Raw genomic sequence first — 26280 nt, 5'->3', positions numbered from 1 at the left:
TGCGGTGCTGTCAGGATTCGCCATGCTAGACATCTCCGGCCTGACCGTCCGGTTCGGGGGAATCAGGGCGCTGGACGGCGTCGGATTCACCGTCCGGGCCCATCACATGGTCGGGCTCATCGGACCGAACGGCGCGGGAAAGACCACGCTGTTCAACTGCCTCACCCGGCGTTATCAGGCCGACGAGGGGACGGTCGGTTTCGAGGGCGTCGACCTGCTGTCGGTGGCCCCGCACTCCATCGCCGCGCTCGGCATCGCGCGGACGTTCCAGAACCTCGGTCTGTTCGCCGAGATGTCCGTCCGCGACAACGTCCTGGTCGGTGCGCACAAGCGCGCAGGTGCGACTTTCCTTTCCGCCGGGCTGCGCCTGCCGTCGGTGCGCCGGGAGGAGTCGAAGCTGCGTGCCGAGGCGGACGCCCTGCTGCGCCGCCTCGACCTCGCCGACGTCGCCGAGTACCCCGCGACGGGCCTGCCGTTCGGGACGCTCAAACGCATCGAGCTGGCCCGCGCGCTGGCCGTGAAACCGCGGCTGCTCCTGCTGGACGAGCCCTGCAACGGGCTGAGCCACGGGGAGGTGGACGAATTCGCCGCCCTGCTGCGCGATTTGCGCGAGGAATACGACCTGACGGTGATCGTGGTCGAACACCACATGGGCTTCGTCATGGGCACCTGCGACCGCGTCGTGTGCCTGGAGTTCGGCCGCAAGATCGCCGACGGGACGCCGGACGAGGTACAGAACGACCCGGCCGTCCGCGACGCCTACCTCGGGCTCTCGGCATGACCGCGCGGACGGGGCGGCCGGGGTTCCTCACCGTCGAGAACCTGCGCGCCGGATACCGCGCGGGCCGGGTGCTGCACGGCGTCGGCCTCACCGTCGCCGAAGGGGAGATCTGCGCGATCCTCGGTCCCAACGGCGCCGGGAAGACCAGCCTGCTGCGCGCGCTGTGCGGAATGATCCGCACCGAAGGCACCTTGCGGTTCGACGGAGCCGACCTGCCGCGCCGCAGGCCGGAGGCGGTCGCCCGGATGGGCGTCGCGCACGTCCCCGAGGGACGCGGCACCTTCGCGCCCCTGACCGTCGAGGAGAACCTGCGCCTGGGCGCCTACACGCGGCGGGACCGCGCCGGCGTCCGGGACGACCTCGAGCGGACCTACGGCTACTTCCCCGTGCTGAAGGAACGGCGCGGCCAGGCCGCGGGCAGCCTCAGCGGCGGCGAGCAGCAGATGGTCGCGATCGGCCGCGCGCTGATGGCGCGGCCCCGGCTGGTCCTGCTGGACGAACCGTCGCTCGGCCTCGCCCCGCTGGTCACCCGCGACCTGTTCCGCATCGTCCGGGCCATCAACGAGGAGAAGCGCACGACCGTGATGCTGGTCGAGCAGAACGCGCACCTGACGCTGGAGTTCGCGCACCGCGCCCACGTCCTGGAGACCGGGCGGATCGTCCTGTCGGGCACCGCCGAGGAGATCCGCGCGGACGAACGGACGGCGCGCGCCTACCTGGGAATCGGGGTGTAGCCGTGGCGGACTTCGCGCAGCAGGTGGTCGAGGGGCTCGGCGCCGGAGCGATCTACGCGAGCCTGGCCCTGGCCCTCGTCCTCATCTACCAGTTCACCGGCATCGTGAACTTCGCGCAGGGCGAGCTGGCGATGTTCTCCACCTTCGTCGCCTGGCAGTTCGTGCACGCGGGCGTGCCGTTCTGGCTCGCGCTCGCCCTCACGCTGGCGGTGTCGTTCGCGGGCGGGACGCTCATCGAACGCGTCCTCATCCGGCCGGTCGAGGGCGCGCCCGAGCTGACGCTCGTCATCGTCACCCTCGGGCTGTTCCTGGTGGTGAACGCGGCGGCCGGCTGGATCTGGTCGTTCCTCATCAAGGACTTCCCGAGCCCGTTCCCGAGCGGCGCGCTGCACGGCGGCGGCGTCGACGTCGGCTACTCGACGCTCGGCGTGCTCGGCGTGGTGGCGGGCGTCATGGGCCTGCTCTACCTGCTGTTCCGCTACACCAAGGTCGGGCTGGCGATGCGGGCCGTGGCGAGCAACCCGCAGTCGGCCCGGCTGTCGGGCGTCCGGGTGAGCCGGATGCTCGCGCTCGGCTGGGGGCTGTCCGCGCTCGTCGGCGCGGTCTCCGGGGTGCTCGTCGCGCCGGTGCTGTTCCTGGAGCCCAACATGATGGGCGGCGTCCTGATCTACGCGTTCGCCGCCGCGACGCTCGGCGGCTTCGACAGCCCGCTCGGCGCGGTGGTCGGCGGGCTCGTCGTCGGCGTCGCCGAGACGCTCGCCGGGGCCTACGTCCACGCGATCGGGTCCGACCTGAAGATCGGCGTCCCGCTGGCCGTGATCCTCGTCGTGCTGCTGTTCCGGCCGCAGGGCCTGTTCGGACGAGCGGCGGTGGAACGGGCATGAGCGCACCGAACCGGGAGGCCGTCCTCCCGCAGGAGACGGCGGCGGCCGTCCCGTCGCGCATCCGCCGGATCGCACGGCACCGGCACCGGACGGTCCCCGTCCTGCTCCTGCTGGCGGCGCTCGTGGCGCCGTTCCAGCTCGTCCCGTTCCGGGTCTTCCAGCTCACGATGGTGTTCGTCTACGCGCTGGCGCTGCTCGGGCTCAACCTCCTGGTGGGGCACACCGGGCAGATCTCCCTCGGGCACGGCGGCTTCTTCGCGGTCGGTTCCTACACCGCCGCGGTGATGATGGACCGCTGGGACGTGCCGTACCTCCTGACCCTGCCGGCCGCCGCGGCGCTGGCGTTCGCGGTCGGCCTCGCCCTCGGCGTCCCGGTGCTGCGCCTGCGCGGCCTGTACCTGGCGCTGGTCACGATGAGCATCGCGATCTTCCTGGTGCCGCTGCTCAAACGGTTCGGGTCGCTCACCGGCGGCTCGATGGGCCTCACGCTGGCCCACCCGGAGGCGCCGTCCTGGACGGGCCTCGCCCAGGACCAGTGGCTGTACTTCGCAGCGCTCGCCGTCACGGCCGCGTGCGCGCTGGTGAACCGGTCGCTGCTGCGGTCGAGGGTCGGCCGGGCGCTGCACGCCGTCCGCGACAACGAGGCCGCCGCCGAGGTCATGGGCGTGCGCCCGGCCCACTACAAGACGCTCGCCTTCGCCTGGAGCGCCATGTTCGCCGGTGCGGCGGGCGCGGTGAACACCTGGGTCATCGCGTTCGTCTCGCCCGACTCGTTCACCGTCAACCTGTCCATCATGCTGCTCGCCGGGATCGTCATCGGCGGGCTCGGCTCGACGTACGGGCCGCTTCTCGGCGGGGCGTTCGTGATGTACGTCCCGACCGTCGCGCAGGGGCTCAACGAGGCCGCGCCCAACGTGGTCTTCGGCGTCCTGATCATCGCGGTGATGTACGTCGCCCCCACCGGCCTCGCGGGCCTGGCGGGACGTGCGGGCCGTTCCTTCGAGCAGATCCAACGGAAGAAGTGAGCCACCATGCGCGACACGAAGTTCCGCTTCGTCCCACCGCTCACCGCCGCCGCCCTGCTGCTCGCGGTCGCGGGGTGCGGCCGGGGCGGTGACGACGGCGGCACCGCCGCCCAGGGCGCGTGCAAAGGCCAGCAGACGACCGGGATCACCGCCACGAGCGTGAAGCTCGGCGGCATCTACCCGCTGTCGGGCCCGACCTCCGCCTACGGCCAGATTCCGAAGGGCATCAAGGCGTACTTCGACTACGTCAACGCCGAGAAGGGCGGCATCGGCGGACGCAAGGTCGACTTCACCGTCCGCGACGACGGATACCAGCCGCCCAAATCGGTGGAGGAAGCGCGCCGGCTCGTCGAGCAGAACCACGTCTTCGCCCTCTTCCAGACCCTGGGAACGCCCACGTCCGCGGCCGTGATGCAGTACGCCAACCAGCAGAAGGTGCCCCAGGTCTTCGTTTCCAGCGGCGCCTCCAAATGGGGCGCGGACCCGGTGAAGCATCCGTGGACGATCGGCTGGCAGCCCAGCTACTCCTCGGAGGGACGGGTCTACGGCCAGTACCTCAAGAAGGACATGCCGAACGCCAAGGTGGCGATCCTCTACCAGAACGACGACTTCGGCAAAGACCTGCGCGGCGGCTTCCTCGACGAGATCAAGGGAAGCGGCGTGACGATGGTCGCCGAACAGAGCTACGAGGTCACCGATCCCAGCATCGACCCGCAGATGCGCCTCCTCGCCGGTTCCAAGGCGGACGTGCTCCTGGACGTCACGACGCCCAAATTCGGCACCCAGGCCCTGGCCGCCGACGCGAACAACACCGGCTGGAACCCGCTGCACATCATCAACAACGTGGCGTCCTCCACGACCGTCCTCAAACCCGTCGGATTCGGCCGGGTGCAGAACGTCGTCTCGGCCGCCTATCTGAAGGACCCGTCCGATCCGCAGTGGGCCGGCGACGCGGAGATGAAGCTGTACGGAGAAAAGCTCAGGAAGTACGCTCCCGGACTCGACGTGACGAACTCCTTCTACACGCTCGGCTGGGCCTCCGCCAGCGCCATGGAAAAGGCCCTCGGCGCGATGAAATGCCCCACCCGCGAGGGCCTGATGGAGTCGGTCCGCAACTTGCGGAACGTCCGCTCGGACCTGCTGCTCCCGGGCGTCGCGATGAACACGTCCCCGCAGGACGGCTACCCCCTGGAGACGCTGCAGCTCCAACGGTTCAAGGGCGCGCGCTGGACCCTGTTCGGCCAGGCCATCGACACCAGGAAGGCCGCGTGATGAGACGAGTCGCACTGAGCGCCGTGCTCGCCGGGGCGGGCCTCGCGGGCCTCGCGCAGAGCCCCGTCGCGGCCGGGACCGCCGGCCCGCCGACCGTGCGCACCGACAAGGGCGCGCTCCGCGGAAAGGCGACCGCGGCGACCGACCAGTTCCTCGGCGTTCCGTACGCCGCACCCCCAGTCAAGAATCTGCGCTGGAAACCGCCGCGGCCGGTGGCACGATGGCGCGGGGTTCGCGACGCCACGAGTTTCTCTCCGAGTTGCGTCCAGAACACGACCGCGCCCGTCTCGGAAGACTGCCTCTACCTCAATGTCTATACGCCGAAAGGCGCGTCCCGGAACGGACGGCGCTATCCGGTGATGGTCTACCTCCACGGCGGCGCGTTCGTGTCCGGCGCGGGCTCACAATACGACCCGGCCGCGATGGTCGAGCAGGGCACGATCGTCGTGACGCTCAACTACCGGCTCGGCGCCCTGGGCTTCCTCGCCCATCCGGCGCTCGCCGCCGCCGACGGCTCCACCGGCAACTACGGCCTCATGGACCAGCAGGCCGCGCTGCGCTGGGTCCGGAGCAACATCGGACGGTTCGGCGGGCAGGCGGGCCGCGTCACCGTCTTCGGCGAGTCGGCGGGCGGCGACAGCGTGCTGGCCCACCTCGCCGCGCCGGGATCCGCCGGGCTGTTCACCGCCGCGATCAGCCAGAGCGGCGCCTACGACCTGCACCTCCAGTCGCGCGCGGACGCCGAGACCGACGGCCAGGCCCTCGCCGCCGCGGCGGGCTGCGCGGACCAGACGGCCTCCTGCCTGCGCGCCCTCCCGCCCTCGGCGCTGCTGGCGCGGCAGCGGCCGGTCACCTTCCTGCAGACCGACGGGGCCGTCCTGCCCCGATCGCTGGACGACGCGTTCCGCACCGGAGCCTTCAACCGCGTCCCCGTCATCAACGGGACGACCCATGACGAATCAACCTTTTTCGTCGCGACCGGCTACGACCTCGCCGGACACCGGGTGACACCGGACAACTACCGCGCCGGAATCCAGGCGATGACCGGCGTCTCCGCGGACGCGGCCGAGAAGGTCGCACAGAACTATCCGCTCGACCGTTATGAAAGCCCGGCGTCCGCACTCGCCGCCGTCGCCACCGACGCGGGTTTCGCCTGCCCTGCGTTCACGCTCGACGGCTGGCTCTCCGAACGCGTCCCGACCTACGCCTACGAATTCAACGACCGGAAGGCGCCGCAGCTCTACCTTCCGCCGGTGACCTTCCCCTACGGCGCGTCCCACGCCTCGGAACTGCAATACCTCTTCACGGTGGGCAACGCCGTGTACCCGGCCTCATTGTCCCCGGATCAGCGGACGCTGGCCGCCACGATGCGCCGACACTGGACCGATTTCGCGAAGTTCGCCCGTCCCGCCGGACGGGCTTGGCCCGCCTTCTCCGGCGCTGCTCCGCGCATGATCTCCTACACGTCCCCCGAACCCGGAAAGGTCGCCGACTTCTCCGGCGAGCACCGCTGCGTCCTGTGGGCCGAGTTGCGAAAGGGATAGGGACTGCTCCGCGAACCACGCGGCGATCTGGGCGCGCGTACGGAAGCCGAGTTTGTCGAGGATGTTATGGACATGGGTGTCGGCGGTCCGCTGAGAGATCACCAGATGGGCTGCGATGTCCCGGTTGGACAGCCCTTCGGCGACCATCCCCGCGACCTGCCACTGGCGCCGGGTCAGCGACCCCGGCCGGGCGTCGGCGGCGGGGCCGTCCGCGCCGAGCGCGAACCGGGCCGCCGCCTCCGGGGACATACCGCGCCCGGCGGCGAACGCCTGGTCGAAGCGGTCCGGCCCGAGCGCGGCCAGGGTGCTCGCCCGGTGGACGCGGCGCGGGCCGGACCCCGCGACCTCGGGCGCCGGTTCGATCGCCCGCCCCGGGGCATCCGCCGTGCCGAACAGGGTCGCGGCGCGGACATGGTCGCCCGTTCGGTCGGCGATCCAGGCGAGGACGTCGAGCACGGACGCGGTGCCGGCCCCCGCGCCGAGCGTCAGATGGTCGCGCAGCGCCGCACGGGCCAGATCCTCGGCGACGGCCGCGTCGCCGTGCTCGACTTCGAGGCGGGCGAGCCCGAGCCGGGCCATCGCGCGGTACCGCGTCTCGCCGAGGGACTCGCAGAGTCCGAGCATGCGGCGCAGAGCGGCATCGTCACCGCACATCCCGAGGATCCAGAGCGGATGCAGTTCCCGCCGGACGTCGCCGCGCGCACGGAACGCCGCCGCCGCTCCGGCGGCGAGGCTGGCCGCGCGCTCGTCCGATCCGACATGGGCGGCGTGGGCGCGGACGTAGCCCAAGAGCGCTTCGTCCGTGCCGACGGTCAGCCGCTCGGCCTCGGCGAGCCGGGCGGCGGCGGCGTTCAGGTCGGCGGTCCAGGCCGCGTGGAGCGCGCAGAACGCCAGGGCCCGGGGACGGTCCGGGTGATCGGACGGCGTCGCGTCGAGCGCCCGGTCGAGCCACCGGCGGCACTCCGCGCTGCGGCCGGAGAACGCCCAGTACTCGTCCAGGCGGGAGGCGATGCGCAGGACGGCGCCCGCCTCGCCCGGTTCGGTCAGCGACCATTCCAGCGCACCGCGCAGATCGGCCCGCGCCGAGTCGAGCGTGGCGATCAAGGCCGGCTGCCCGGGGCCGGCCCAGCGCGCGTCGGCCTTCGCGGTCAGGCCGTCGATCCAGTCCCGGTGCCCGCGCGACACCGGTGTGCGCTCGCCCGCGTCGTCCAGAAGCTCACGGCCGCGCCGGCGGATCGTCTCCAGCATGCGGTAGCGGACGACGTCCCCGTGCTCCTCGCCGAGCAGGACGGACTTGTCGAGCAGGCCGTCCAGGGCGTCCAGCAGTTCCTCGCGCGCCACGCCCGGTCCCGCGCAGACCTGCTCGGCGGCGGGCAGGTCGAACGAGCCGGCGAAGACCGACGCCCGCCGCCACACCGCCCGCTCCACCGGCGAGCACAGCGAATAACTCCAGTCGACGGCCGTGCGCAACCGGGAATCGTCGGTGGGCAGCGGCAACCGGGCGAGCCGGTCGGCGAGTTGCCGGGGCGACAGCGACCGCAGGCTCGCCGCCGCGAGTTCGATCGCCAGCGGCAGTCCGTCCAGGCGCCGGCAGATCCGGCCGATCGCCGCGCTGTTCTCCGGGGTGAGGGCGAAACCGGGACGGACCGCCGAAGCGCGCTCCACCAGCAGGCGCACGGCGTCGGACCGGGCCAGGTCCCCGGGCGAGGACGCGACGGGCGGCACCTCGAAGGGGAGCACCTGGAACAGTTGTTCTCCCGCGACGCCGAGCGACTGCCTGCTCGTCCCGAGCAGCGCCGTGCGCGGACACCCGGCGAGGACGGAGGACGCGAACGCGCCGGCAGCGTCAACCACGTGCTCGCAGTTGTCCAGGACCAGCAGGTGGGGACGCTCGGCCAGCCGGTTCACCACGAGCCGCAGGACGGACCGGCCCGACCTGTCGCGCAGGCCGAGCCGGGCGGCCACGAGATCGGGCAGCAGGGCGCCGTCGCGCAGTTCGGTGAGATCGACGAAGACGACCCCGCCGGCGAACGCGGGTCCCGTCCGCGCCGCCGCCAGCGCGGCGAGCCGGGTCTTGCCCACGCCGCCCGGACCGGTCAGCGTCACCAGCCGCCCCCGGCCGAGGAGGGCGCGCACCTGCGCGGCCTCGTGCCGGCGGCCGATGCAGGCGTCGGCGGTGCGCGGCGGGTCCATGAGGCCATCACCGTAGCCGATCGCGGTCGACCGCGCCACGAATTCATCGGGTCAGCCGAATTCCCCGAGCATTCGGTTTCTCCGCCGGGCGTGCAGCAGGAGATGCATTTCCAGTTGCCTGCGCGGATCGTGCAGATCGTCGCCGAAGAGCGCTTCGAGTTTGCGGAGCCGGTAACGGACCGTCTGCGGGTGCACCTGCAGCATCTCGGCGACCGTGACGGCCCGGAAATGGCATTCGAACAGCGCCAGGAGGGTCACTTCCAGCTCATGCCGCAGCGTGGACCGGACGCGCGTCAGCGGGGCGAGCCGGTCGGCCGCGACGAGGTCCACCAGATCGGCGCCGGACGCCGTCAGCAACGAGGTGAGATGGTCCGACGCCCGGATCGGCCGTCCGTCGGGGTGCGGAACGCGTCCCTGCCGGGCCAGGTCCAGCGTCCGGTCCGCCCAGCGCAGGGAGGTCGCCGCGTTCGCCGCCGCGACCGTCGGGCCGATGACCGCCGTCCGGCCGCGCAGGGCCGCCTCCAGGCGGCCGCGCCGGCCGGGGCCGTCGGGGTCGGGGACGACGGCGCACGGAGGGTCGCGGTGCAGGCCGCGCAGCGCGTCGGACGGGAACACCGGCGCCACCGAGTCCTCCTGCCGGAACACGATCACCGCGAGGCGCCGGGGCACGCGCCACTCGGCCCGCCGCGCGGCCTCCCGGATCTCGGCGGCCGTCGGACGGGCGCCGAGCAGGAGGTCGAGCAGCCTCTGGCGCCGCCGTTCCGGCTGGTCGAGCGGCGACCCGTCGCCCCGGACATGGCCCGCGACGACCGCCTCGGCGATGCGGTCGGTGGCGGCGAACGCCGTCTGGGCGAAGCGTCCGACGGTGCTCGGCTCGACGCCGACTCCCAGCCGTTCGGCGTGCTCGGCGAGCCGCGCGATCGCGATCCCGGCTCCCAGCCGCACCGCCGCGGGCAGGACGTCGGGCCGGCGGTCGGCCGCCGCCTCGTGCGCGCCGGCCGCGCGGGCCCGCCGCACGATCTCCTCCGGTGACGTTCCGGGCTCGCCGAGCAGCGCGACGAAGTGGCCGATGAACTCCTCCACGAAGGCGTCGAGGTGTCCCGCTCCGCCGAGTGCCGGGAATTCGCGCCGGATCCTGACCGTCACCTCCGCCGCCACCTCGGGAACGCAGGAACGGAGCGTCCTTTCGAATACGGTGCCCTGTGGCGTACTACTCACCGTAGCCTCCTCGTCGCTCTCTTGATGCCTGGGAGAAAGGATCCGTCGGGAGGCCCGGTTCGCGCCATCCGCGAAACTACGCGCCTGAGCCCCGGCGCCCGTACGGCGCCGGGGCTCGCCGGACCGATCGGTCACTGCGCGCAGTTCTCCTGATGGGAGGAGAGGAAGGAGTCGGCCGAGACCGGGCACACGAACTGCGCGTAGCGCGAGTCGCCGCTCAGGTACACCTTCAGCCAGGGGACGACGTAGCGGGCGATGTTCGTGCTGGCGGTGAGCACCGTCCCGTGGTTGCCGCCCGCGATGTAGAGCAACTGCTTGGGGGTGGAGGCGGGAATCCCGTTGTAGACGGTCGGGGACTCGGAGCTGAGGGTGTCGTTCTGCCCGGTCAGGATCATCGTCGGCGTCGTCACCTTGCCGAGCTGCGCGGAGGACACCGCGGGCATGTTGACGGGGTCGAGCAGGATCGCCGCCTTGAGGGACGGCTTGGAGAACTCCTCGAGGAGTGACCCGCCGCCGCCGAAGGAGTGCCCCAGGACGCCGACGGAATTGGCGTCGACCCGGCTCTTCACCGTGCTGCTCTGGGTGAGGTAGGTCAGCGCCCTGTCGATCTGCGGCTGCCGCTGCGCCGGGTACAGCATGGTGCTGGTGAAGTTGACCGTCATCGCGACGAACCCCTGCGACGCCAGCGTCTTGCCGTACCAGGACAGGACCGACTGGGAACTGGTGAGGCCGGGCGCGAGGATCACGCCGGGGTAGGGCCCGTCGGTGGTGGAGGTCGGGTAGTAGATGGTGGCCGCACCGAACTGGCCGGTGTTCCGGACGGTGGCGGTCGACGTCTGGTAGGGCCCGGTCAGGGTCTTGACGTTGTCCAGTGTCGGGTCGGGTCCGGCTGCGGCCGTCGCGGGGGCGGTGGCGACGGCGGTCGAGAACAGTCCGGCGGTCGCGAGCGCGGCCACCGCCGCGGTCGTTGCGCGAGCGGCGCGTCTCGTACGGGGCTCCAGCCACGTCTTCATGCGGATTTCCTCCTGGGGTCGCGGCGGGTCCTCGGTGCCCGCCGCTTGGCATGGAGTTTCCGCCGAGCGGCCGATGCGCTGCCATCCGTAGAACTACCTGTCCGCCTACGCGTCCGGGCCGAAGGGCGTGGTCGGCGGGGGCACGGTCGGGTGTCACGCCCAGGCGCCCGACGCGTCCTCGCCATGCCGGACCGTCCGGCCACCGAATCACCGTCGCATCGTGGTGATTGGTGACGGTTCGATAACCCATCGCTCATCGCCGTCGTCCACAGTTACGATCGATCCCCCTCATCCGTGCTCCATCTCACCGGTCGACGCCTTCCTCCCACCCCGTGCTTTTCGGAGGCTCCCGTGTCCGAACCGATCGCACCGCAGGTGCGCGCTGACCGCCGACCCGGCTTTCCGCCGGCCTTTCCCGGCGCCGCCGAGACGGGTGGCGGGCGGCGCGGGCAGTTGCCCGCCGAACTCACCAGTTATGTGGGCCGGCGGCGTGAGCAGGCCGAGTTGCGGGAACTGCTGCACCACGCGCGGCTGGTGACGCTGACCGGCCCCGCCGGAGTGGGCAAGTCCAGGCTGGCCGCTCGCGCGGCGGGCCAGCTCGGCCAGGGATGCGCCGACGGCGCCGTGTTCGTCGGCCTGGCGGAGTTGAGCGATCCGGACCGGGTCCCCGATCTGGTCGCCGGGAGCCTCGGGCTGCGGAACCTGGGCGGCGGCTCGATCTGCGACGTCGTGCTCCATCACCTGCGGGACCGGCAGACGTTCATCGTGCTGGACAACTGCGAACATCTACTGCCGGACTGCACCGAGTTCATCGGAACGCTGCTGGAGCGGTGCGGTCGCGCGGTCGTCCTGGCGACCAGCCGGCAGTCGCTGGGAATGGTGGGCGAGCGCATTCTGCAGGTCGCGCCGCTGCCGGTCCCGGCTGCGGACGGCGGTCGTCCCGAAGAGCTGGAGCAGTACGACGGAGTCCGCCTGTTCGTCGACCGCGCCACGGCCGTCTGCTCGTCCTTTCAGGTGACGCGGGAGAATTGCGCGGACGTCGCCCGGTTGTGCCGGAGCCTGGACGGGCTGCCGCTGGCGCTGGAACTGGCCGCCGCGCGCGTCCGGGTGCTGTCGCCGGGCCAGATCGCCGACCGGCTCACGAACCGGCTCGGACTGTTGACGAAAGGGCCGCGCTCTGCGGCGGAACGGCACCGGACGCTCCGCGCGGCCGTCGAATGGAGCTACGACCTGTGCTCCCCTGCCGAGCAGTTGATGTGGCAGCGGCTTTCGGTGTTCGCGGACGGCTTCGACCTGGAGGCCGCCGAACACGTATGCGCCGATGCGAGAACGCCCGAGAGCGCGGTGATCGACCTGGTCGACGGCCTCCTGGACAAGTCGATCCTCGCGAGCGCCGGGCAGAAGCCGGGCGTCCGCTACCGCATGCTGGCGACGCTCCAGGAATACGGCAGGGAACGGCTGGCCGGATCGGGAGACCTCGCCCGGGTCGCCCGCGCGCACCGGGACTGGTTCGCCGCACTCGCCACCGCCGCCGACGAACGGTGGGTCAGCCGCGCCCAGTCGGAATGGGCGGCACGGCTCTACCGGGATCTCGCCAATCTCCGCACCGCGCTGGAATGGTCGATCGGCACTCCGGGAGAGGCGGGAGCGGCCATGCGGATGATGCGCCGCCTCGGAGACTTCTGGGCCATGCAGGGGTTCAACGCCGAAGGACGGACCTGGCTGAACCGCGCCGTGGCCGCCGCGCCCGCCGACCATCCCGACCGGGCGTGGGCGCTCGCCACCAACGCTTCGTTCACCTTCTGGATGACCGACCTCACCGGAGCGCTGAAACTCCTGGACGAGGCCGACGCGCTGAACGGCGGCGCGGACGAGTTGCTGACCGGGTACATCGCCGGACTGCGGGGCCTGGCCCATCGACGCGATCCGCGCCGCTCGGCCGTGTTCGCGCAGGAGGCCGTGGACATCTTCCGCGAACACGGCGAGGCGCGCGGCGAGATGCATCCGCTCTTCGCGCTCGCCATCGCCCGGGCCTATCTGGGCGATCTCGCGGGCGCGCGTGCGGCCCTGCGGCGCATGACCGCGCTCAGCGAGGCCGCCGGGGACGTCCTCTTCCGCAACATGGCCCGGTTCGCGGTCGTTGCGGTCGAGGTCACCGGGGGCGACGTGGACGTCGCGTCCCGGACCGCGCGCGAGGCGCTCGCGGCGTCCGCGTCCACGCGGTTCCACTGCCTGGATCTGGCGTACTGCCTCGAAGCGCTCGCGTGGACGGAATCGCGGCGCGGAGAGCACCACCGCGCGGCGACCCTGTTCGGAGCCTCCGCCGAGCGCTGGAAAGACCTCGGCATCGAACCGGAGCAGGTCAGCGCCCGAGCGCATCAAATGTTCTCCGCCGCCACCGAAGACTCCCTCGGGGCGGAGGGTTTCGCCGCGGGGTTCGCGACGGGCGGCCGAATGAGCGACGACGAAGCGGTCGCTTACGGGCTCGAAACGACGGGCGCGGCGACGCCCCGTGCCGTCTCCTACGATCCGCTCTCGGAACGCCAGTGGGAAATCGCGCAGCTCGTCGCCGAGGGCCTGACCAACCGGGACATCGCCGCGAAGCTGTTCATCTCGCCGCGGACCGCCGAAGGCCACGTCCAGCGCATCCTCACCCGGCTCGGACTCGGAAAGCGCACGCAGATCGCAGTCTGGGTGACGCGCTGCCGGAACTCCGGCGTCTGACGCCCGTCGGCGATGCCCGCCACCCGCCCAGGCGCCACGGCCATCCCGCCGTGGCCGAGGCCTTCTGGTTCTTCTGCAAGGGGGGAAACCCTCTTCCGGTGGGCTGGGTGCCCCCTTATCGGATTGCGGGTGGCGCTGGGAGGCTGGCGTCGTCCTCACCCCGGGGAGAGGAGAAGGAGAGACATGTGACGTGCGCGCCGGCTGACGGCCGGGCATGAACGGAGGCCATGTCCGGTGCCGCCCGTCCGGACATGGCCTTCTCGTTGGAACGTGCCTTCGTCGTTCAGGCGTTGCGCAGGTAAGTCAGGACGGCCAGCACGCGGACATTGATGTCCGAGCGTTCGTCGTCCTGGGGCAGGCCGAGCTTTCTCGACACCGCCGTAATGCGCTTCTCGACGGTCTTCAGGCTGTAGTTGAGTTCCCGCGCGATGGCGCCGTTGGAACGTCCTTCGGCCATCAGCGCCAGCACGTGCTTTTCGCCGTCGGTCAGGTCGCGGAGCGGGTCGACGGTGCGATGGCGATGCATGACCCGCTGGATCACCTCGGAGTCCACGACCACCTCGCCCTGCGCCACCCGCCGTACGGCGTCGACGAGCCGGTCGGTGTCCTGCACGCGGTCCTTGACCAGGTAGCCGACCGATCTGGTGGCGATCTCCAGCAGGCGGACGGCGTAGGACGTCTCGGCGTAGTGCGAGAGCACCAGCAGGGCGGTGGACGGGTGGTGGGCGCGGATCCAGGTGGCCGCCTGAAGCCCTTCGTCCCGATGCTCGGGCGGCATCCGGATGTCCAGGACCACGACGTCGGGCGGGTCGGCCGCCACCCTGCGCAGCAGTTCGGGCAGGGACGCCGCCTCGCCGGCCACCTCGAAACCGCGCCTGGTGAAGGTTTCGGCGAGCATCTGGCGCAGCAGCCCCGAATCGTCGGCGATCAGCAGGCGCACGGCGTGCTCCCGGTCGGCCGGGTGTGGACAGATGATCGTCCGGCGGGGGCCGCTGGAACACAATGGCGCCGTGTCATCGGACGGCACCCTCGGCGGCGGACGGCGCACCCGCCCGGTACGCGCGCTCGCGCTGGCGGCGGCCGGGCTGCTGACCGCTCTCGTGGTGACCCTGCTGACCTGGCATGACGCTCCGTATCGCGCACCGGTGTGGCTCATGATCGAGTTGCCGGGCGTGTCGTTCACCGTCTCGGGGCTCGTCCTCGGGCTGCGGCGTCCGGGACGGAGCGTCGGCCCGCACATGGCGGTCGTCGGCTGCGTCTGGTACGCGGGGGCGCTCCAGGCGAGCGACCATCGGGCGCTGTTCGTGGTCGGGTACGTGCTGTTCTTTCTGCCGTTGGTGGCGTTCACGCACATGGTGCTGGCGCTGCCGGACGGCCGTCTCACCCGGGGCGAACGGCTCAACGTCGCCGGGCAGTACGTCACCGCCGTGCTGCTCCAGGCGGTGAACCTGCTGCGGGAGGGCACGCCCGAGCCCGAGATGTGGGGACGGCACTCCGAGGATCAGGCCGGCTCGTTCTGGAGCTGGCTGGGCAACGGGATGATGCTCGGGTTCGTCGTCGTCTCGGCCGGCCAGGTCATCCGCAAATGGCGCCGTTCGGGCGGTCCGGAGCGCCGGGAGTTCACGCTGGTCTGGGCGTCGGTCCTCGGCGTCGGCGCGGTGACCGGCGGCACCGCCGTCCTCTACCTGGTCGGCGTGAGCTGGTTCGACCGGCAGCGGCTCGGGGCGGCGTTCGGGCTCAGCGTGCTGGTCATGCCGGTCGCGGTGGCGGTCGGCCTGCTGCGCGCGCGGCTGGCCAGGCTGGAGGTCGCGCGGCTGGTCGTCCGGCTGGACCGGGCGGTCGAGCCCGCCGAGGTGCGGGACGCGCTGGCCCGCGCGCTCGGCGATCCCGGTCTCGAACTGCACTTCCCGCTGCCGGACGGGGGTTTCGTCGGGGTGGACGGAAGAACGGTCCCGTCGCTGATCCGTCCCGGCCAGGCCACGACGGCGGTGGAGCGGCAGGGACGGGTCCTGGCGGTGCTCGTCCACGATCCCGCGTTGCGTCAGCAGCGGTCGCTGGTCGAGTCCGTCGTCGCGGCGGCCCGGCTGTCGCTGGACAACGCGCGCCTGTACGCCGCGCAGCACGCGCAACTGGAGGAGATCCGCGAGTCGCGGGCGCGGGTGGTGGTCGCGTCCGACGCCGAGCGGGCGCGGATCCAGCGCGACCTCCACGACGGCGTCCAGCACAAGCTGCTGGCGCTCGGGCTGTTCTTCGGCCGGGCCCGCGACGGCCTGTCGGACCGCGACGGCGGGCTGGCGCGGCACCTGGACGCCCTCGGCGGCATGATCCGCGAGGTCGTCCGGGATCTGCGCGACCTCGCCGAGGACATCTGCCCGCCCGCCCTCGCCGAACAGGGGCTCGCCGTCGCGCTGGAGTCGGTGGCCGAACGCGCGCCGCTGCCCGTCGTGGTGGACGTTCCGCCGACGCGCTGGCCCGAGCACGTCGAGCGGGTGGCGTACTTCGTCGTCACCGAGGCGCTGGCCAACGTCTACAAGCACGCCGGCGCCGGCGAGGTGGCGGTGCATGTGGCCGACGAACCCCTCCGGCTGGTCGTCACCGTGCGCGATGACGGGCTGGGCGGCGCGGACCCGGACAAGGGGAGCGGTCTCCGCGGCCTTCAAGACAGGGTCGGCGCCCTCGGCGGGACGCTGGCCATCGACAGCGTCCGGGATTCGGGCACCACGCTCATCGCCACATTACCGACGTGACACGGCGCCGGAAGGAGGGATTTCCCTCTTTCCGGCGCGGTGCGGGAATCATTTCAGGAGCGGGCGGCGCGCAGTTCCACGGCGTCGAGGAAGAGGGCCAGCGCGGTTTCGAACTGGTCCTCGGCGTCGGCTTCGGCCAGGTGCCCGGCCACCGCCGCGATCGACGGGTAGCGGTCCGCAGGAAGGGCGCGGTATTCGCGGGACCAGGCTTCGTGGTCGCGGGCGCGGGCGGAGTCGGGCAGCGTCAGATGGACGGCCTCGTAGGTCGAGTACGCCAGCGCCGTGTCGACCAGCGCCCGGTAGCAGGAGGCGGCCTCCCGGCCGCGCAGCCCGGCCTGGAGCAGGGCGCCGAGGACGATCTCGGCGCCGGCGAACTCGGCCGCGCCCCGGGACGTGCGCCCGGCGACCAGGGCCGCCGAGTGCGGGTGGGCGCGGCAGGCCCGGCGGACGCGGCGGGCCAGGTCGGTCAGCGTCCGCCGCCAGTCCGCGGCGGCGACGAAGCCGTCGAGCGATTCGGCGAGCAGCCGGTCGGTGAGGGCGAGCAGCAGGTCGTCCTTGCCGCCGAAGTGGCGCAGGACGGCGGTGTGGTCGACGCCGAGCTCGGTGCCGAGCCGCCGGAACGTCAGCGCCTCCGACCCCTCCCGCTCCATCAGCGCCATGGCCGCGTCCATGATCACTTCCGGGTTGAGGAAGCCCGGGGAGCGGCGGCGCCGCACGGGCCGGGGGGCTGCTTCGGTCATCGCCCCAGGGTAGCGGCCGACCTTGCGCACCACTGTTGACACCACTGGTGCACGGATGTTTCGATCGGGCCTCCCCCCACCGAACGGAGAGCCCGACATGTTCAAGCGAGGCGCCTTCGCGGCCGTTTCGGCCGCCGTCCTCCTGACCTCGGCGCTGACGGCGCCGGTCCGCGCGGACGACGGCCCCCTCCCCCTGCCGCTCCTGCCGCACGTGCCCTTCTACCCGACGACGACGGTCGCGCCCTCGGCCACGCCCGAACCGCTCGCCGTGCACAGCCGGCCCGTCAACCCCACGTACGTCTTCGGCGGACGGACCAGCACGCTGGACGACTTCCTCACCCGGTCCTCGACGCTCGGCTACCTCGTCCTGCACGGCGCGACGATCGTCGACGAGCGCTACTTCTCCGGCTACGGCGCCACCAGCCGCTTCAACTCCTGGTCGGTCGGCAAGTCCATCACCGCCACCGCCGTGGGCGCCGCCCTCGCCGACGGCCGGATCGCCTCGGTCGCCGACCCGGTGACGAAGTACGTCCCCGAGCTGCGCGGCACCGGCTACGACGGCGTCGCGATCCGCGACCTCCTGCAGATGGCGTCCGGCCACAAGTACGACGAGACCGACTACACCAACCCGTTCCAGGGCTCGACGTTCACCACGATCCGCATGGTGCTCGGCACGTCGCTCACGAGCCAGGCGCGCGAGGCCGAACGCGCGTTCCCGCCGGGGACGCGCTGGAACTACGACTCGATGAACACGTTCGTCCTCGGCTGGCTCGTCGCCAAGGCCACCGGCGAGCCCCTGTCCGCCTACGTGCGCGAGAAGATCTGGCAGCCCGCCGGCATGGAGTCCCCGATGCTGATGGGCCGCGACTACCAGGGCAGCGACATCGGCTACTGCTGCTACCACGCGACCGTCCGCGACTTCGCCCGGTTCGGCCTGCTCTACCTGCGCGACGGCCGCGCGGGCGGACGCCGGGTCATCCCGAGCGGATGGGTCGTCGACGCGACCCGTCCCACCGCGCCCTACCTCCAGCCGCACCACCTCACGCCCGACGCGCCCGGCAGCGCCGAGAACGCCTACGGGTACGGCTACCAGTGGTGGATCGGCGACCAGGGCGACTACGCGGCCATCGGCATCCTCGGCCAGTTCGTCTACGTCTCGCCGCGCCGGGACGTCGTCATCGTCAAGACCAGCCAGGATCTGAACTCCGAACTCCACATGGCCGAAGCGCTCCCGGCCTTCCGCGCCGTCGCCGACGCGGTGGCCGCGCCCTGACGCGTATCGCGAGCGAACGGCGCCCTTTTGTGCGGGAAACGGCGCTAGGCTCGCCCGCGGAAAAGGAGCGCTCCCCATGAAACGAATTGCCTTTGCGGCAATCTGCATAGCAATGGCCGGTTTGGCGTGTTTGGTCGGTTTGACCGTCTCACGGTCGTCCACCGTGACGCCCTCGGCCGCCGCCGCGCCGTCCGTCACGTTCAAGGCGCAGCGGATCACCGGCCCGCGCCCGCCGAAGTCGGGAATCGACCACAACGTCGTGGCGCTCGGCACGGTGCGGCTGGCGATGTCGGCGAAGCAGACCGCGTACGTGGTCTCCGCGCTGCGCGCCAACGCGGCCACCGTCCGGACGATGGTGGACAACGAAGTGCGCTGCACCTGGCCGGGCGGAAGCAAGAACCTGGTCATGGGGCAGAACGTCTACGCGGGCACCGGGAAGGACCCGCGGTGGGAGGACATCTGGGTCGTCACCAAGTTCCTCCTGCACCCGGGCGTCGCCACGACCGCCACCTGCACGGCGTACGCGCGGGTCGCCTCGCTCTACTCGCAGCCGTCCTCGGTGATGATCGCGGGCGGTTCGCTTCGGTTCGCCGACACCTCGGTGGCGAACGCGGCGAACGGCAAGCCGCTGGAGTACGACATGCCCTACGGCGACCTGCCCGTCGACGCCAAGCGCCGGACGCTGCGGCAGCCCGCGCTGCCCGTGACCGCCGCGCCCTCGGGGTTCCGGGAGCTCAGCGCGTTCGGCGACGTGGACTTCCAGGTCTGCCAGCGCGGCGTCGCGTGCGACAAGAACGGGTCCACGACGGCCAAGTTCACGCTGATCGTCAATCAGTGGGACTCCAAGGGCACACACCTGTGCCACAGCGACGCGACGACCAGCGTCACGAAGACGGTCCCCTACTGGGTGCACCACGCCGTGGTGCCGCTCTACAAGCCGCACTTCAAGGTGTCGACGGCCGCCGGCTGCGCGCCGAAGTTCAGCGTCTACGTGCGCGTGGACTGGCTGCGCGGCCAGCCCGGCGCGGTGCAGGGCACGGCGGTCGGGCTGCCCGACCGGCGCGGCTCCACCACCACGCACCGCTCGGCGATGAGCCACGCCTACATCGTCCCGGCGTGATCTGACCCCGGCCGGCCCGCGCGGGCCGGCCGGACGGTCAGGCGCTCAGGGTCACCGCGCCGCCGGAGAGGGCGGCGAGGTGGGCCGCGAAGCCCGGGTAGCTGGTGGCGACCGAGTCCCAGCCGTGGATGACGGTCGTGCCTTCGGCGATCAGGGCGTTCACGCAGGCGGCCATCGCGATGCGGTGGTCGCCGTGGCTGTCCACCACGCCGCCGCGGGCCGGGGCGCCGCCCTCGATGACCATGCCGTCCTCGGTCTCGTGCGCCCGCGCGCCGAACGCCCGCAGCATCCGGACCGTGCTGGCGATCCGGTCGCTCTCCTTGACGCGCAGCTCCTGCGCCCCGCTGATCGTGGTCGTGCCGGTCGCGGCGGCGGCGGCGACCGCGAGGATCGGCACCTCGTCGATGATCGACGGGATGTCCGCGCCGGCGATGTCGATGCCGGTCAGCCGCGTGCTGCGGGCGCGGATCAGGCCGGTGGACGCGTCCACGTCGATGTCGGCGCCCATGCGGCGCAGGACGTCGATGAACCCGGTCCTGCCGAAGCCGAGGTAGACGTTCTCGACCGTCACCGACGCGTCCGGGACGATGAGGGCCGCGACGGTCCAGAAGGCCGCCTGCGACGGGTCGCCCGGGACGTCCACGTCGGTCGCGCTGAGCGGGGACGGCTCGATCGTCACGCGCGTCCCGTCGACGGCGACCTTGCCGCCGAAGTCCCGCAGCATCTCCTCGGTGTGCCGCCGGGTGGCCGCGGGCTCGCGGACGCTCGTGGGGCCGCTCGCGCCGAGGCCGGCCAGCAGGATCGCCGACTTGACCTGCGCGCTCGCGACCGGCGAGTCGTAGTCGATGCCGGTGAGCCGCCCGCCCCGGACGCCGAGCGGCAGCAGGTCGCCGTCGCGGCGCCCGTCGATCGCGGCGCCCATCGCGCGCAGCGGGACCGCGACCCGGTTCATCGGGCGGGCGCGCAGGTACTGGTCGCCGGTGAGCACCGCGTAGCCGTCGCGTCCGGCGCACACGCCCGCGAACAGGCGCGTGGCGGTGCCGGAGTTGCCGAGGTCGAGAGGTTCGTCCGGCTCGTCCTGGAGGCCGCCGCGCACGCGCAGGCCGTCGCCCGCCGGTTCGATCTGGACGCCGTAGCTCTCCAGCGCCAGCCGGGTGCGCCGCACGTCGTCGCCGCCGGACAGCCCGGTGATCAGGCTCTCCCCCTCGGCCAGGCCCGCGAGCAGCAGCGCCCGGTGGGAGATCGACTTGTCGCCCGGGACGCGCAGGCTCCCCGACAGGTGTCCGGGCCCCGTCAGCGACACCGTCCTCGCGGCGTCGACGTCCGACGATACGTCCGGTGCCACCACTGCCCGACCTCCCTGGAAACCGAATCCGCCCGTGCCCCGCAACCCTACCGATTCACTGCGTACCGCCGGGCGTGGGACGTCAGCGGACGACGTCGAAGATCTGCTTCTGCACGCCGTTAACGAACGCGGTGCTGATCAGAGTGCGCATGAGGAGTTCCTTTGCGGTTTCAGGCGAAGGCTGTCGAGCCATCGTCTCCACGCCCGCGACGGCGTCGGCGAGCCCCGCGCCGCGCCCGGTTGGGACAACGCGGTCAGGAGACCTTGCGGGCCACCCCGGCGACGAAGATTCCGCTCGCGGGCCGCACCATCGTCGGCACCTCGGGACGCCACAGCGCGACGGGGACCAGGCCGGGGTCGAGCATCTCCCAGCCGTCCCGGCCGAAGAACCCCTGGATCTGGCCGAACGGACGCAGCGCGCCCACGCCCATCTCGCGCTGGTACTCCTCGGCGATCGCCGCGAACTCGGGCCGGTCGATCGCGTGGCTGATCACCAGGTGGCTCCCGACGGGCAGCGCTTCGCGCAGCCGCGCGACGACCGGGTCCGGGTCGGGGATGAAGTGCAGGACGGCGATGAGGTTCACCGCCACCGGACGCGTGAAGTCCAGCGTCTCGGCGGCCAGTTCCACGATGCGGTCGGGGTCGCGCAGGTCGGCGTCGATGTAGCGGGTCGCGCCCTGCGGGGTGCCGGTCAGCAGCGCGCGGGCGTGCGCGAGCACGATGGGGTCGTTGTCGACGTACACGACGCGGGCGTCGGGCGCGGCGTCCTGCGCGACCTGGTGGACGTTCTCCTGCGTCGGCAGGCCCGTCCCGATGTCGAGGAACTGCCGGATCCCGACCTCGCGGGCCAGGTACCGGACGGCGCGCGTCATGAAGCCCCGGTTCTGCCGGACCTCCCACTCGAAGTCCAGGTTCGGGCACCGCGCCGCCAGCCGCCGCGCGAACTCGCGGTCGACGGAGTAGTGGTCCTTGCCGCCGAGGAGGAAGTCGTACACGCGGGCGACGCTGGGGACTCCGGTGTCGACTCCGGGACGTTCGGTTCCCGATTCCATCGCGCCTCACCTCGTCCGCCCGACCGGACGATCAAGGTAACCCATGATCCCCGGCGCCCGCAGCCGGTCGGCGCCCCTAGCCGAACGCCCCGCGTTGCGCCACCGGTTCACCGGACGAGCGGTACCGAAAAATCCGCAGGTCAAGCTAGGTTCCGCCGGAATCCGTACGGAGATCGGTATCGCTACCGATGCACACGCCCCGTCCGGGCCGACACGATGAGAGTCGATGCCGATCCGGGAGACGGTCCCGTCCGGAGCGAAGGGGACGGGCCGTCGGCGGCGGCCGGGTGGGACCGTGCGGCGCACGGCCGGCCGCGGCTCGGAACCCCGGACGGCACTCGGCGCGGCCTTGGCACGGTCGCCGGTCCGGCGGTCGGGGGACTGGGGGGTTCCCGGCCGCCGGACCCATCCCCCGTCGCCGTCCGGGCACGCGGTGGCAAAGCTCGCGAGTTGCCCTCTTCGCCGGGAGTTCATGCGTTAGGGTCGGCCCGCATATCCGGTCGTCCGGGTGCGCCGCGGGTCCCGCACGGCCCGCCGCGCCGCCGGTTCGTCCGCTTTTCGTCCGTGTTCTCTCGATCCCCCCGGGAGCTGGGCCAATGTCGTTCGCGTCGGATGTCTCCCCGCGGCGCGCACGCCGCGCGGGCCGCCTGACCGCGCGGCTGGGCCGCCGCCGCGGCGAGTCCCGCGACGGGGGGCGGCGGGCGCGGCTGCGGGTCCGGCTCGCCCGCTGGCTGGTGGCCGCTCCCGGACACGACCTGGTGGACGACCTCCTCGACGCCGTCGGCCGCACCGGCGGCGGACGCGGCTCGGCCGACGCCTGGCGCACGCTGAACGACGACGTGGGCGCCCGCCTGCTGCTGCTCACCGAGCAGATGCTCCCGCCGCTGACCGCGCTGGAGGCCGACGAGGCCGACGAGGAGCGCATCGCCCACCTGTACGCCGTCGACCACGCGCTCGCGCGGATCCGGCGCGTCGCCCGGGACCTGCGGGTCCTCGCCGACGGGCAGGAGCACGAGGGCGAGGACTTCGCCGTCCCGCTGTACGAGGTCGTCCTGCAGGCGATCTCGCCGGTGCAGTTCCCCGACCGCGTCCGGCACCAGCCCGGCCCCGCCGGGGACGCGGCCGTCCCCGGCTACGCCGCGCACGACGTGGCGATGCTGCTCGCCGCGCTGATCGACAACGCGGTGCGGTACTCCACCGGGCCCGTCCACGTGACCGCGCACCCGTTCACGAACGGCAGCCTGGTCGTCCAGATCGCGGACGCGGGCGTCGGCATGGCGCCGGACCGGGTCGAGCTGCTGAACCGGCTGTTCGCCGGCGAACCGCTTCCCGTCGGCGCCGAGACCGGGCGCCACCTGGGCTTTCCCGTCGCGCACCGGCTGGCGCGGCGGCACGGGATCGGGCTGTCGCTGGCGTCCCGGCACGGCGGGCCGGGCGGCGGGCTGATCGCGATGGTGACCGTCCCGGCGCACCTGCTGACGTCCCCGGCGCCCGCGCGCGACCCCGCGCCGCGCCCGCCCGTCCCCGAACCCGAGCCCGCCGCGCCCCCGGCGGCGCCGGCCGCGCACCCCGCCGACGGCGGCCTCCCGAGGCGCAGCGACTGGCGGCGCGGCGCCGGGACGCCCGGCCCGGACGCCCCCGCCGCGCCGCCCGCCGCGCCCGCGAACACGCTGGCGGGGTTCGCCGACGACCTCGCCGCCTTCACCGCTCCCGAGACCGGCGGCGCGGACTCCCCGGAAGGTGAGAAGTGGTGAGTACCCAGGACACCGTCCCGCTGGACCGCCTGGTCGGCAACCTCCTCGGCTCGGTCCCCGGCATCGCGGGCGCGGTGGTCGCCTCGTCCGACGGGCTGCTGCTGTCGAGTGTCGGCCTGGCCCGCGACCAGGCCGAACGGCACGCCGCCGCCGGGATCTCGCTGCTGGCGCTCGGGCACGCGATGGGCGGCACCACCGGACGCGGCTCGTGCGAGCAGATCCTCCTGCGCTACACGCGGGGGCACCTAGTGTGCATGCGCATCCAGGCACCCGCCGCGCTGATCGTCGAGGCCGAGCCGGGCGCCAACCTCGGCGCCGTCGCGACCGCGATGACCCAGTTCGTCACCAGCGTGGGGCCGGCCTTCGCGCCCGAGCTGCGCGGCGGACGGGAGTCCGGATGACGCGGCGCGCCGGCCTGGACCCGACGCGCTGGGGCCGTCCCTACACCCGCGTCGGCGGACGGATCCGCACGCCCCGGCCGCTGCTCGTCCACACGCTCGTCCACGTCCCGCAGTACGACGCGTCGGTCGCGGCGACGCTGCCGCCGTGGGCGCGCACCCTCTACCAGCGGGCGGCGGCGTCCTCCCCGGTGTCGCTGGCCGAGCTGTCGGCCGAGTGCGCGATCGCGCTCGGCGTCGCGCGGGTGGTGCTGAGCGACCTGTCGGCCGCCGGCCACGTCCATCTCGGCTCGGGCGCGCAGGATCCGCGCGACACGGTCGTCCTCGGAAGGGTGCTCGATGGTCTCCGCAAGCTGGCCTGAACCCCGGCGCACGCCGTCGGCGCGACGGCACGCCACCTCCGTCAAGATCATGGTGGCGGGCGGGCTCGGGGTCGGGAAGACGACCGCCGTGCAGTCCATCTCGGAGATCGCGACGATCAACACCGACAACTGGATGACCGAGTCGGGCCGTCCGCTGGACGCCCTCGCCGACGGGCAGGGCAAGACGACCACCACGGTCGCGATGGACTTCGGCCGGATCACGCTGGAGAGCGACCTCGTCCTCTACCTGTTCGGCACGCCCGGCCAGCCCCGGTTCTGGACGATCTGGGAGGACCTGTGCCGGGGCGCCAGCGCCGCGCTCGTCCTCGCCGACGCCCGGCGGCTGGAGACCAGCTTCCCCGCGATCGACTACTTCGAGCGCGACGCCGACATCCCGTTCGCGGTCGCCGTCAACCGGTTCGACGACGTCCTCGCCCATCCGGTCGAGCGGATCCGCGCGGCGCTGGAGCTGCCCGAGCACGTCCCGCTGACCACGGTGGACGCGCGCAGCCGGTCGTCGGTGGCCCGCGCGCTGATCACCACGGTCGGGCACAGCCTGCGGCAGGCCGTCCTGGCGTCGGGCGGCGACGCGTCCGGCGCCGGCCGGTAGCCCCCCACCCCTGCGAGCACACGGAAGAGAGAACGTCCGACGATGCGCAACATCCTGATCATCGGTGCGGGCCAGGCGGGTCTCCAGCTCGGGCTGGACCTGCTGCGCCACGGCTACCGGGTCACGCTGATGGCGGCCCGCACCCCGCAGGAGACCCGGGCGGGACGGGTCATGTCGACCCAGGTGATGTTCGCGCCCGCCCTGGACTTCGAGCGCGCCGGCGGGCTGCACCTGTGGGACGGGCGGGTGCCCGCGATCGAGGGGATGCGCGTCATGGCGGGCGGGCCGGACGGGTCGGTCGCGCTCTCGTTCAGCGCGCCGTTCGAGCGTCCCGCGCACAGCGTCGACCAGCGGGTGAAGGTCGCGGGCTGGCTGGAGCTGTTCGAGCAGCGCGGCGGACAGGTCGTCTACGGGTCGGTGCTGACGTCCGACCTGGAGGGCCTGACCGCCCTGTTCGACCTGACGATCGTCGCGGCCGGGCGGGGCGACCTCGCCGCGCTGTTCGACCGCGACCCGTCCCGCTCCCCTTACGACGCGCCGCAGCGCGCACTGGCGTGCGTGTACGTGCACGGGATGGAGCCCGACCCGGAGTACCCGGAGCCGCACGTCGGGATCAGCGCGCTGCCCGTCGGCGAGCTGATCACGATGCCCGCCCTCACCGTCGGCCGGGACGGGGACGCCGCGCCGTGCGACATCCTCTTCATCGAGGCCGTCCCGGGCGGGCCGCTGGACCGCTGGGACACCGGCCGCAGCCTGGACGCCGCCGCCCACCTCGACCTCACCCGCCAGGTCCTCGACGAGTACTTCCCGTGGGTGGCGCCGCAGTGCCGCTCCCTGGAGCCCACCGACGGACGGGCCGCGCTCGCCGGGGCGTTCACGCCGGTCGTGCGGCACCCGGTCGGACGCGTCGGCGGCGCCTCGGTGCTCGGGATGGCCGACGTCGTCGTCACCAACGACCCCATCGCGGGCCAGGGCGCCAACAACGCCGCCCACTGCGCCGCGATCTACCTCGCGTCGATCCTGGAACGCGGCTCCGAGCCGTTCGACGCCGCCTGGATGCAGGACACCTTCGACCGGTACTGGGACTACGCGCAGTGGTCCACGGCCTGGTCGAACGCGCTGCTCGGGCCGATGCCCGAGCACGTCCAGCGCGTCCTCGGCACGGCGGCCCAGGACCCGCGCGTGGCGCGGCGCTTCGCCGCGGGCTACGTGACGCCGCCCGAACTCGCCGAATGGATCCTCGACCCGTCCGCGACCGACGCCTACCTGACGTCGCTCACCTGACCCCCCGGGGCGGGGCGGCGGGCGGAAAGGCGGGCGGCGGAAACCCGCGTCGATTCGGCGGCGGGCGCGCGGGCTGACTTTCGTTCACGCGCGGGCGTCCGCAGTTCGGCGGACGGGCATTTGCCGGGGCGGGGAAGGCGGCGGCCGGCGCGGCTTTCCGGGACGGCGGGGATCGGCCGGGTTTTCCTCTGCGGTTCGAACGTTCCC

Annotated in this window: 21 protein-coding genes and 1 pseudogene; 15 read left to right on the top strand and 7 right to left on the bottom strand. The window is 72.6% G+C overall.

What is annotated here, in order from left to right; translation table 11 throughout:
* The first annotated feature begins 22 nt into the window (after positions 1–22).
* Genes BTM25_RS26250 through BTM25_RS30560 form a run of 6 tightly spaced genes read left to right on the top strand, consistent with a single transcriptional unit; the run spans position 23 to position 6240 of the window.
* On the top strand, positions 23–781 hold the full coding sequence (locus BTM25_RS26250) for an ABC transporter ATP-binding protein (protein WP_103565736.1): 759 nt from the start codon (positions 23–25) through the stop codon (positions 779–781).
* The gene (locus tag BTM25_RS26245) at positions 778–1515 is read left to right on the top strand and encodes an ABC transporter ATP-binding protein (protein ID WP_103565734.1); all 738 of its coding nucleotides are present in this window, start codon (positions 778–780) and stop codon (positions 1513–1515) included. The genes BTM25_RS26250 and BTM25_RS26245 overlap by 4 nt, the downstream gene beginning before the upstream one ends.
* Positions 1516–1517: 2 nt before the next feature.
* Positions 1518–2399 (top strand): branched-chain amino acid ABC transporter permease, encoded by an 882-nt coding sequence (locus BTM25_RS26240; RefSeq protein WP_103565733.1) that lies wholly within the window; start codon positions 1518–1520, stop codon positions 2397–2399.
* Positions 2396–3424 carry a branched-chain amino acid ABC transporter permease gene (locus tag BTM25_RS26235; protein ID WP_103565731.1) on the top strand — a complete coding sequence of 343 codons (1029 nt, stop codon included), beginning with the start codon at positions 2396–2398 and terminating at the stop codon, positions 3422–3424. The genes BTM25_RS26240 and BTM25_RS26235 overlap by 4 nt, the downstream gene beginning before the upstream one ends.
* Positions 3425–3430: 6 nt before the next feature.
* The gene (locus BTM25_RS26230; protein ID WP_103565730.1) at positions 3431–4696 is read left to right on the top strand and encodes an ABC transporter substrate-binding protein; all 1266 of its coding nucleotides are present in this window, start codon (positions 3431–3433) and stop codon (positions 4694–4696) included.
* The gene (locus BTM25_RS30560; RefSeq protein WP_103565728.1) at positions 4696–6240 is read left to right on the top strand and encodes a carboxylesterase/lipase family protein; all 1545 of its coding nucleotides are present in this window, start codon (positions 4696–4698) and stop codon (positions 6238–6240) included. The genes BTM25_RS26230 and BTM25_RS30560 overlap by 1 nt, the downstream gene beginning before the upstream one ends.
* Before the next feature lie 27 nt (positions 6241–6267).
* Here the strand turns inward: BTM25_RS30560 and BTM25_RS30760 are convergent.
* The 3 genes and pseudogenes from BTM25_RS30760 to BTM25_RS26210 form a co-directional block, all read right to left on the bottom strand.
* Positions 6268–6489, bottom strand: a pseudogene (locus BTM25_RS30760) (LuxR C-terminal-related transcriptional regulator); the annotation flags it as partial.
* Positions 6490–8484: 1995 nt separating this feature from the next.
* Positions 8485–9579 (bottom strand): PucR family transcriptional regulator, encoded by a 1095-nt coding sequence (locus BTM25_RS26215; RefSeq protein WP_146059158.1) that lies wholly within the window; start codon positions 9577–9579, stop codon positions 8485–8487.
* 203 nt (positions 9580–9782) lie between these two features.
* Entirely contained in the window at positions 9783–10664 is an 882-nt protein-coding gene (locus tag BTM25_RS26210) for an alpha/beta hydrolase family protein (protein WP_146059157.1), read from the bottom strand.
* A gap of 351 nt (positions 10665–11015) precedes the next feature.
* Here BTM25_RS26210 and BTM25_RS26205 point away from each other — a divergent pair, with 351 nt between their 5' ends.
* Positions 11016–13388: an ATP-binding protein gene (locus BTM25_RS26205; protein ID WP_146059156.1), complete on the top strand. Its 2373-nt coding sequence runs from the start codon at positions 11016–11018 to the stop codon at positions 13386–13388.
* Between the two features lie 283 nt (positions 13389–13671).
* Here BTM25_RS26205 and BTM25_RS26200 read toward each other — a convergent pair whose 3' ends face one another.
* On the bottom strand, positions 13672–14328 hold the full coding sequence (locus tag BTM25_RS26200; RefSeq protein WP_235828673.1) for a response regulator transcription factor: 657 nt from the start codon (positions 14326–14328) through the stop codon (positions 13672–13674).
* 70 nt (positions 14329–14398) lie between these two features.
* On the opposite strand from BTM25_RS26200, the gene BTM25_RS26195 reads away from it, so the two are divergent.
* Entirely contained in the window at positions 14399–16135 is a 1737-nt protein-coding gene (locus BTM25_RS26195) for a sensor histidine kinase (protein ID WP_205648275.1), read from the top strand.
* Positions 16136–16188: 53 nt separating this feature from the next.
* Here the strand turns inward: BTM25_RS26195 and BTM25_RS26190 are convergent, their stop codons facing one another.
* Positions 16189–16875, bottom strand: coding sequence for a TetR/AcrR family transcriptional regulator C-terminal domain-containing protein (locus BTM25_RS26190; RefSeq protein ID WP_103565719.1), 687 nt, complete (start codon positions 16873–16875; stop codon positions 16189–16191).
* Between the two features lie 97 nt (positions 16876–16972).
* On the opposite strand from BTM25_RS26190, the gene BTM25_RS26185 reads away from it, so the two are divergent.
* Together BTM25_RS26185 and BTM25_RS26180 are read left to right on the top strand one after the other, a co-directional pair.
* On the top strand, positions 16973–18148 hold the full coding sequence (locus tag BTM25_RS26185; protein WP_103565718.1) for a serine hydrolase domain-containing protein: 1176 nt from the start codon (positions 16973–16975) through the stop codon (positions 18146–18148).
* A gap of 163 nt (positions 18149–18311) precedes the next feature.
* Positions 18312–19268, top strand: coding sequence for a hypothetical protein (locus BTM25_RS26180; protein ID WP_103565716.1), 957 nt, complete (start codon positions 18312–18314; stop codon positions 19266–19268).
* A 37-nt stretch (positions 19269–19305) separates the two neighbouring features.
* Here BTM25_RS26180 and aroA read toward each other — a convergent pair whose 3' ends face one another.
* Both aroA and BTM25_RS26170 read right to left on the bottom strand, forming a co-directional pair.
* Entirely contained in the window at positions 19306–20613 is a 1308-nt protein-coding gene (gene aroA / locus BTM25_RS26175; protein ID WP_205648274.1) for a 3-phosphoshikimate 1-carboxyvinyltransferase, read from the bottom strand.
* A gap of 254 nt (positions 20614–20867) precedes the next feature.
* Positions 20868–21665, bottom strand: coding sequence for an SAM-dependent methyltransferase (locus BTM25_RS26170; RefSeq protein WP_103565715.1), 798 nt, complete (start codon positions 21663–21665; stop codon positions 20868–20870).
* A gap of 596 nt (positions 21666–22261) precedes the next feature.
* Here BTM25_RS26170 and BTM25_RS26165 point away from each other — a divergent pair.
* From BTM25_RS26165 to BTM25_RS26145, 5 genes are read left to right on the top strand one after another with little or no spacing between them, the layout of a single operon-like run.
* Positions 22262–23419, top strand: coding sequence for a sensor histidine kinase (locus tag BTM25_RS26165; protein WP_103565713.1), 1158 nt, complete (start codon positions 22262–22264; stop codon positions 23417–23419).
* Positions 23416–23820, top strand: a complete 405-nt coding sequence (locus BTM25_RS26160) for a roadblock/LC7 domain-containing protein (protein WP_168212245.1) — start codon at positions 23416–23418, stop codon at positions 23818–23820. The genes BTM25_RS26165 and BTM25_RS26160 overlap by 4 nt, the downstream gene beginning before the upstream one ends.
* Positions 23817–24179, top strand: coding sequence for a DUF742 domain-containing protein (locus BTM25_RS26155; protein ID WP_103565710.1), 363 nt, complete (start codon positions 23817–23819; stop codon positions 24177–24179). Before BTM25_RS26160 ends, BTM25_RS26155 begins: the two co-directional genes overlap by 4 nt.
* Positions 24157–24789, top strand: coding sequence for a GTP-binding protein (locus BTM25_RS26150; protein WP_103565709.1), 633 nt, complete (start codon positions 24157–24159; stop codon positions 24787–24789). Before BTM25_RS26155 ends, BTM25_RS26150 begins: the two co-directional genes overlap by 23 nt.
* A gap of 42 nt (positions 24790–24831) precedes the next feature.
* Complete coding sequence (locus BTM25_RS26145; RefSeq protein ID WP_103565707.1) at positions 24832–26073, top strand: styrene monooxygenase/indole monooxygenase family protein; 1242 nt, start codon at positions 24832–24834, stop codon at positions 26071–26073.
* Positions 26074–26280: the final 207 nt, after the last annotated feature.

The organism is Actinomadura rubteroloni, assembly GCF_002911665.1.
Taxonomy (GTDB): domain Bacteria; phylum Actinomycetota; class Actinomycetes; order Streptosporangiales; family Streptosporangiaceae; genus Spirillospora; species Spirillospora rubteroloni.
This window is presented reverse-complemented; position numbering and strand designations above follow the sequence as displayed.

Coding starts and splice junctions, on each gene's coding strand:
- BTM25_RS26190 (WP_103565719.1), bottom strand. CDS start 16,875: ATGACCGAAGCAGCCCCCCGGCCCGTGCGGCGCCGCCGCTCCCCGGGC.
- BTM25_RS26245 (WP_103565734.1), top strand. CDS start 778: ATGACCGCGCGGACGGGGCGGCCGGGGTTCCTCACCGTCGAGAACCTG.
- BTM25_RS26150 (WP_103565709.1), top strand. CDS start 24,157: ATGGTCTCCGCAAGCTGGCCTGAACCCCGGCGCACGCCGTCGGCGCGA.
- BTM25_RS26165 (WP_103565713.1), top strand. CDS start 22,262: ATGTCGTTCGCGTCGGATGTCTCCCCGCGGCGCGCACGCCGCGCGGGC.
- BTM25_RS26155 (WP_103565710.1), top strand. CDS start 23,817: ATGACGCGGCGCGCCGGCCTGGACCCGACGCGCTGGGGCCGTCCCTAC.
- BTM25_RS26250 (WP_103565736.1), top strand. CDS start 23: ATGCTAGACATCTCCGGCCTGACCGTCCGGTTCGGGGGAATCAGGGCG.
- BTM25_RS26210 (WP_146059157.1), bottom strand. CDS start 10,664: ATGAAGACGTGGCTGGAGCCCCGTACGAGACGCGCCGCTCGCGCAACG.
- BTM25_RS26170 (WP_103565715.1), bottom strand. CDS start 21,665: ATGGAATCGGGAACCGAACGTCCCGGAGTCGACACCGGAGTCCCCAGC.
- BTM25_RS26185 (WP_103565718.1), top strand. CDS start 16,973: ATGTTCAAGCGAGGCGCCTTCGCGGCCGTTTCGGCCGCCGTCCTCCTG.
- BTM25_RS26230 (WP_103565730.1), top strand. CDS start 3,431: ATGCGCGACACGAAGTTCCGCTTCGTCCCACCGCTCACCGCCGCCGCC.
- BTM25_RS30560 (WP_103565728.1), top strand. CDS start 4,696: ATGAGACGAGTCGCACTGAGCGCCGTGCTCGCCGGGGCGGGCCTCGCG.
- BTM25_RS26145 (WP_103565707.1), top strand. CDS start 24,832: ATGCGCAACATCCTGATCATCGGTGCGGGCCAGGCGGGTCTCCAGCTC.
- BTM25_RS26235 (WP_103565731.1), top strand. CDS start 2,396: ATGAGCGCACCGAACCGGGAGGCCGTCCTCCCGCAGGAGACGGCGGCG.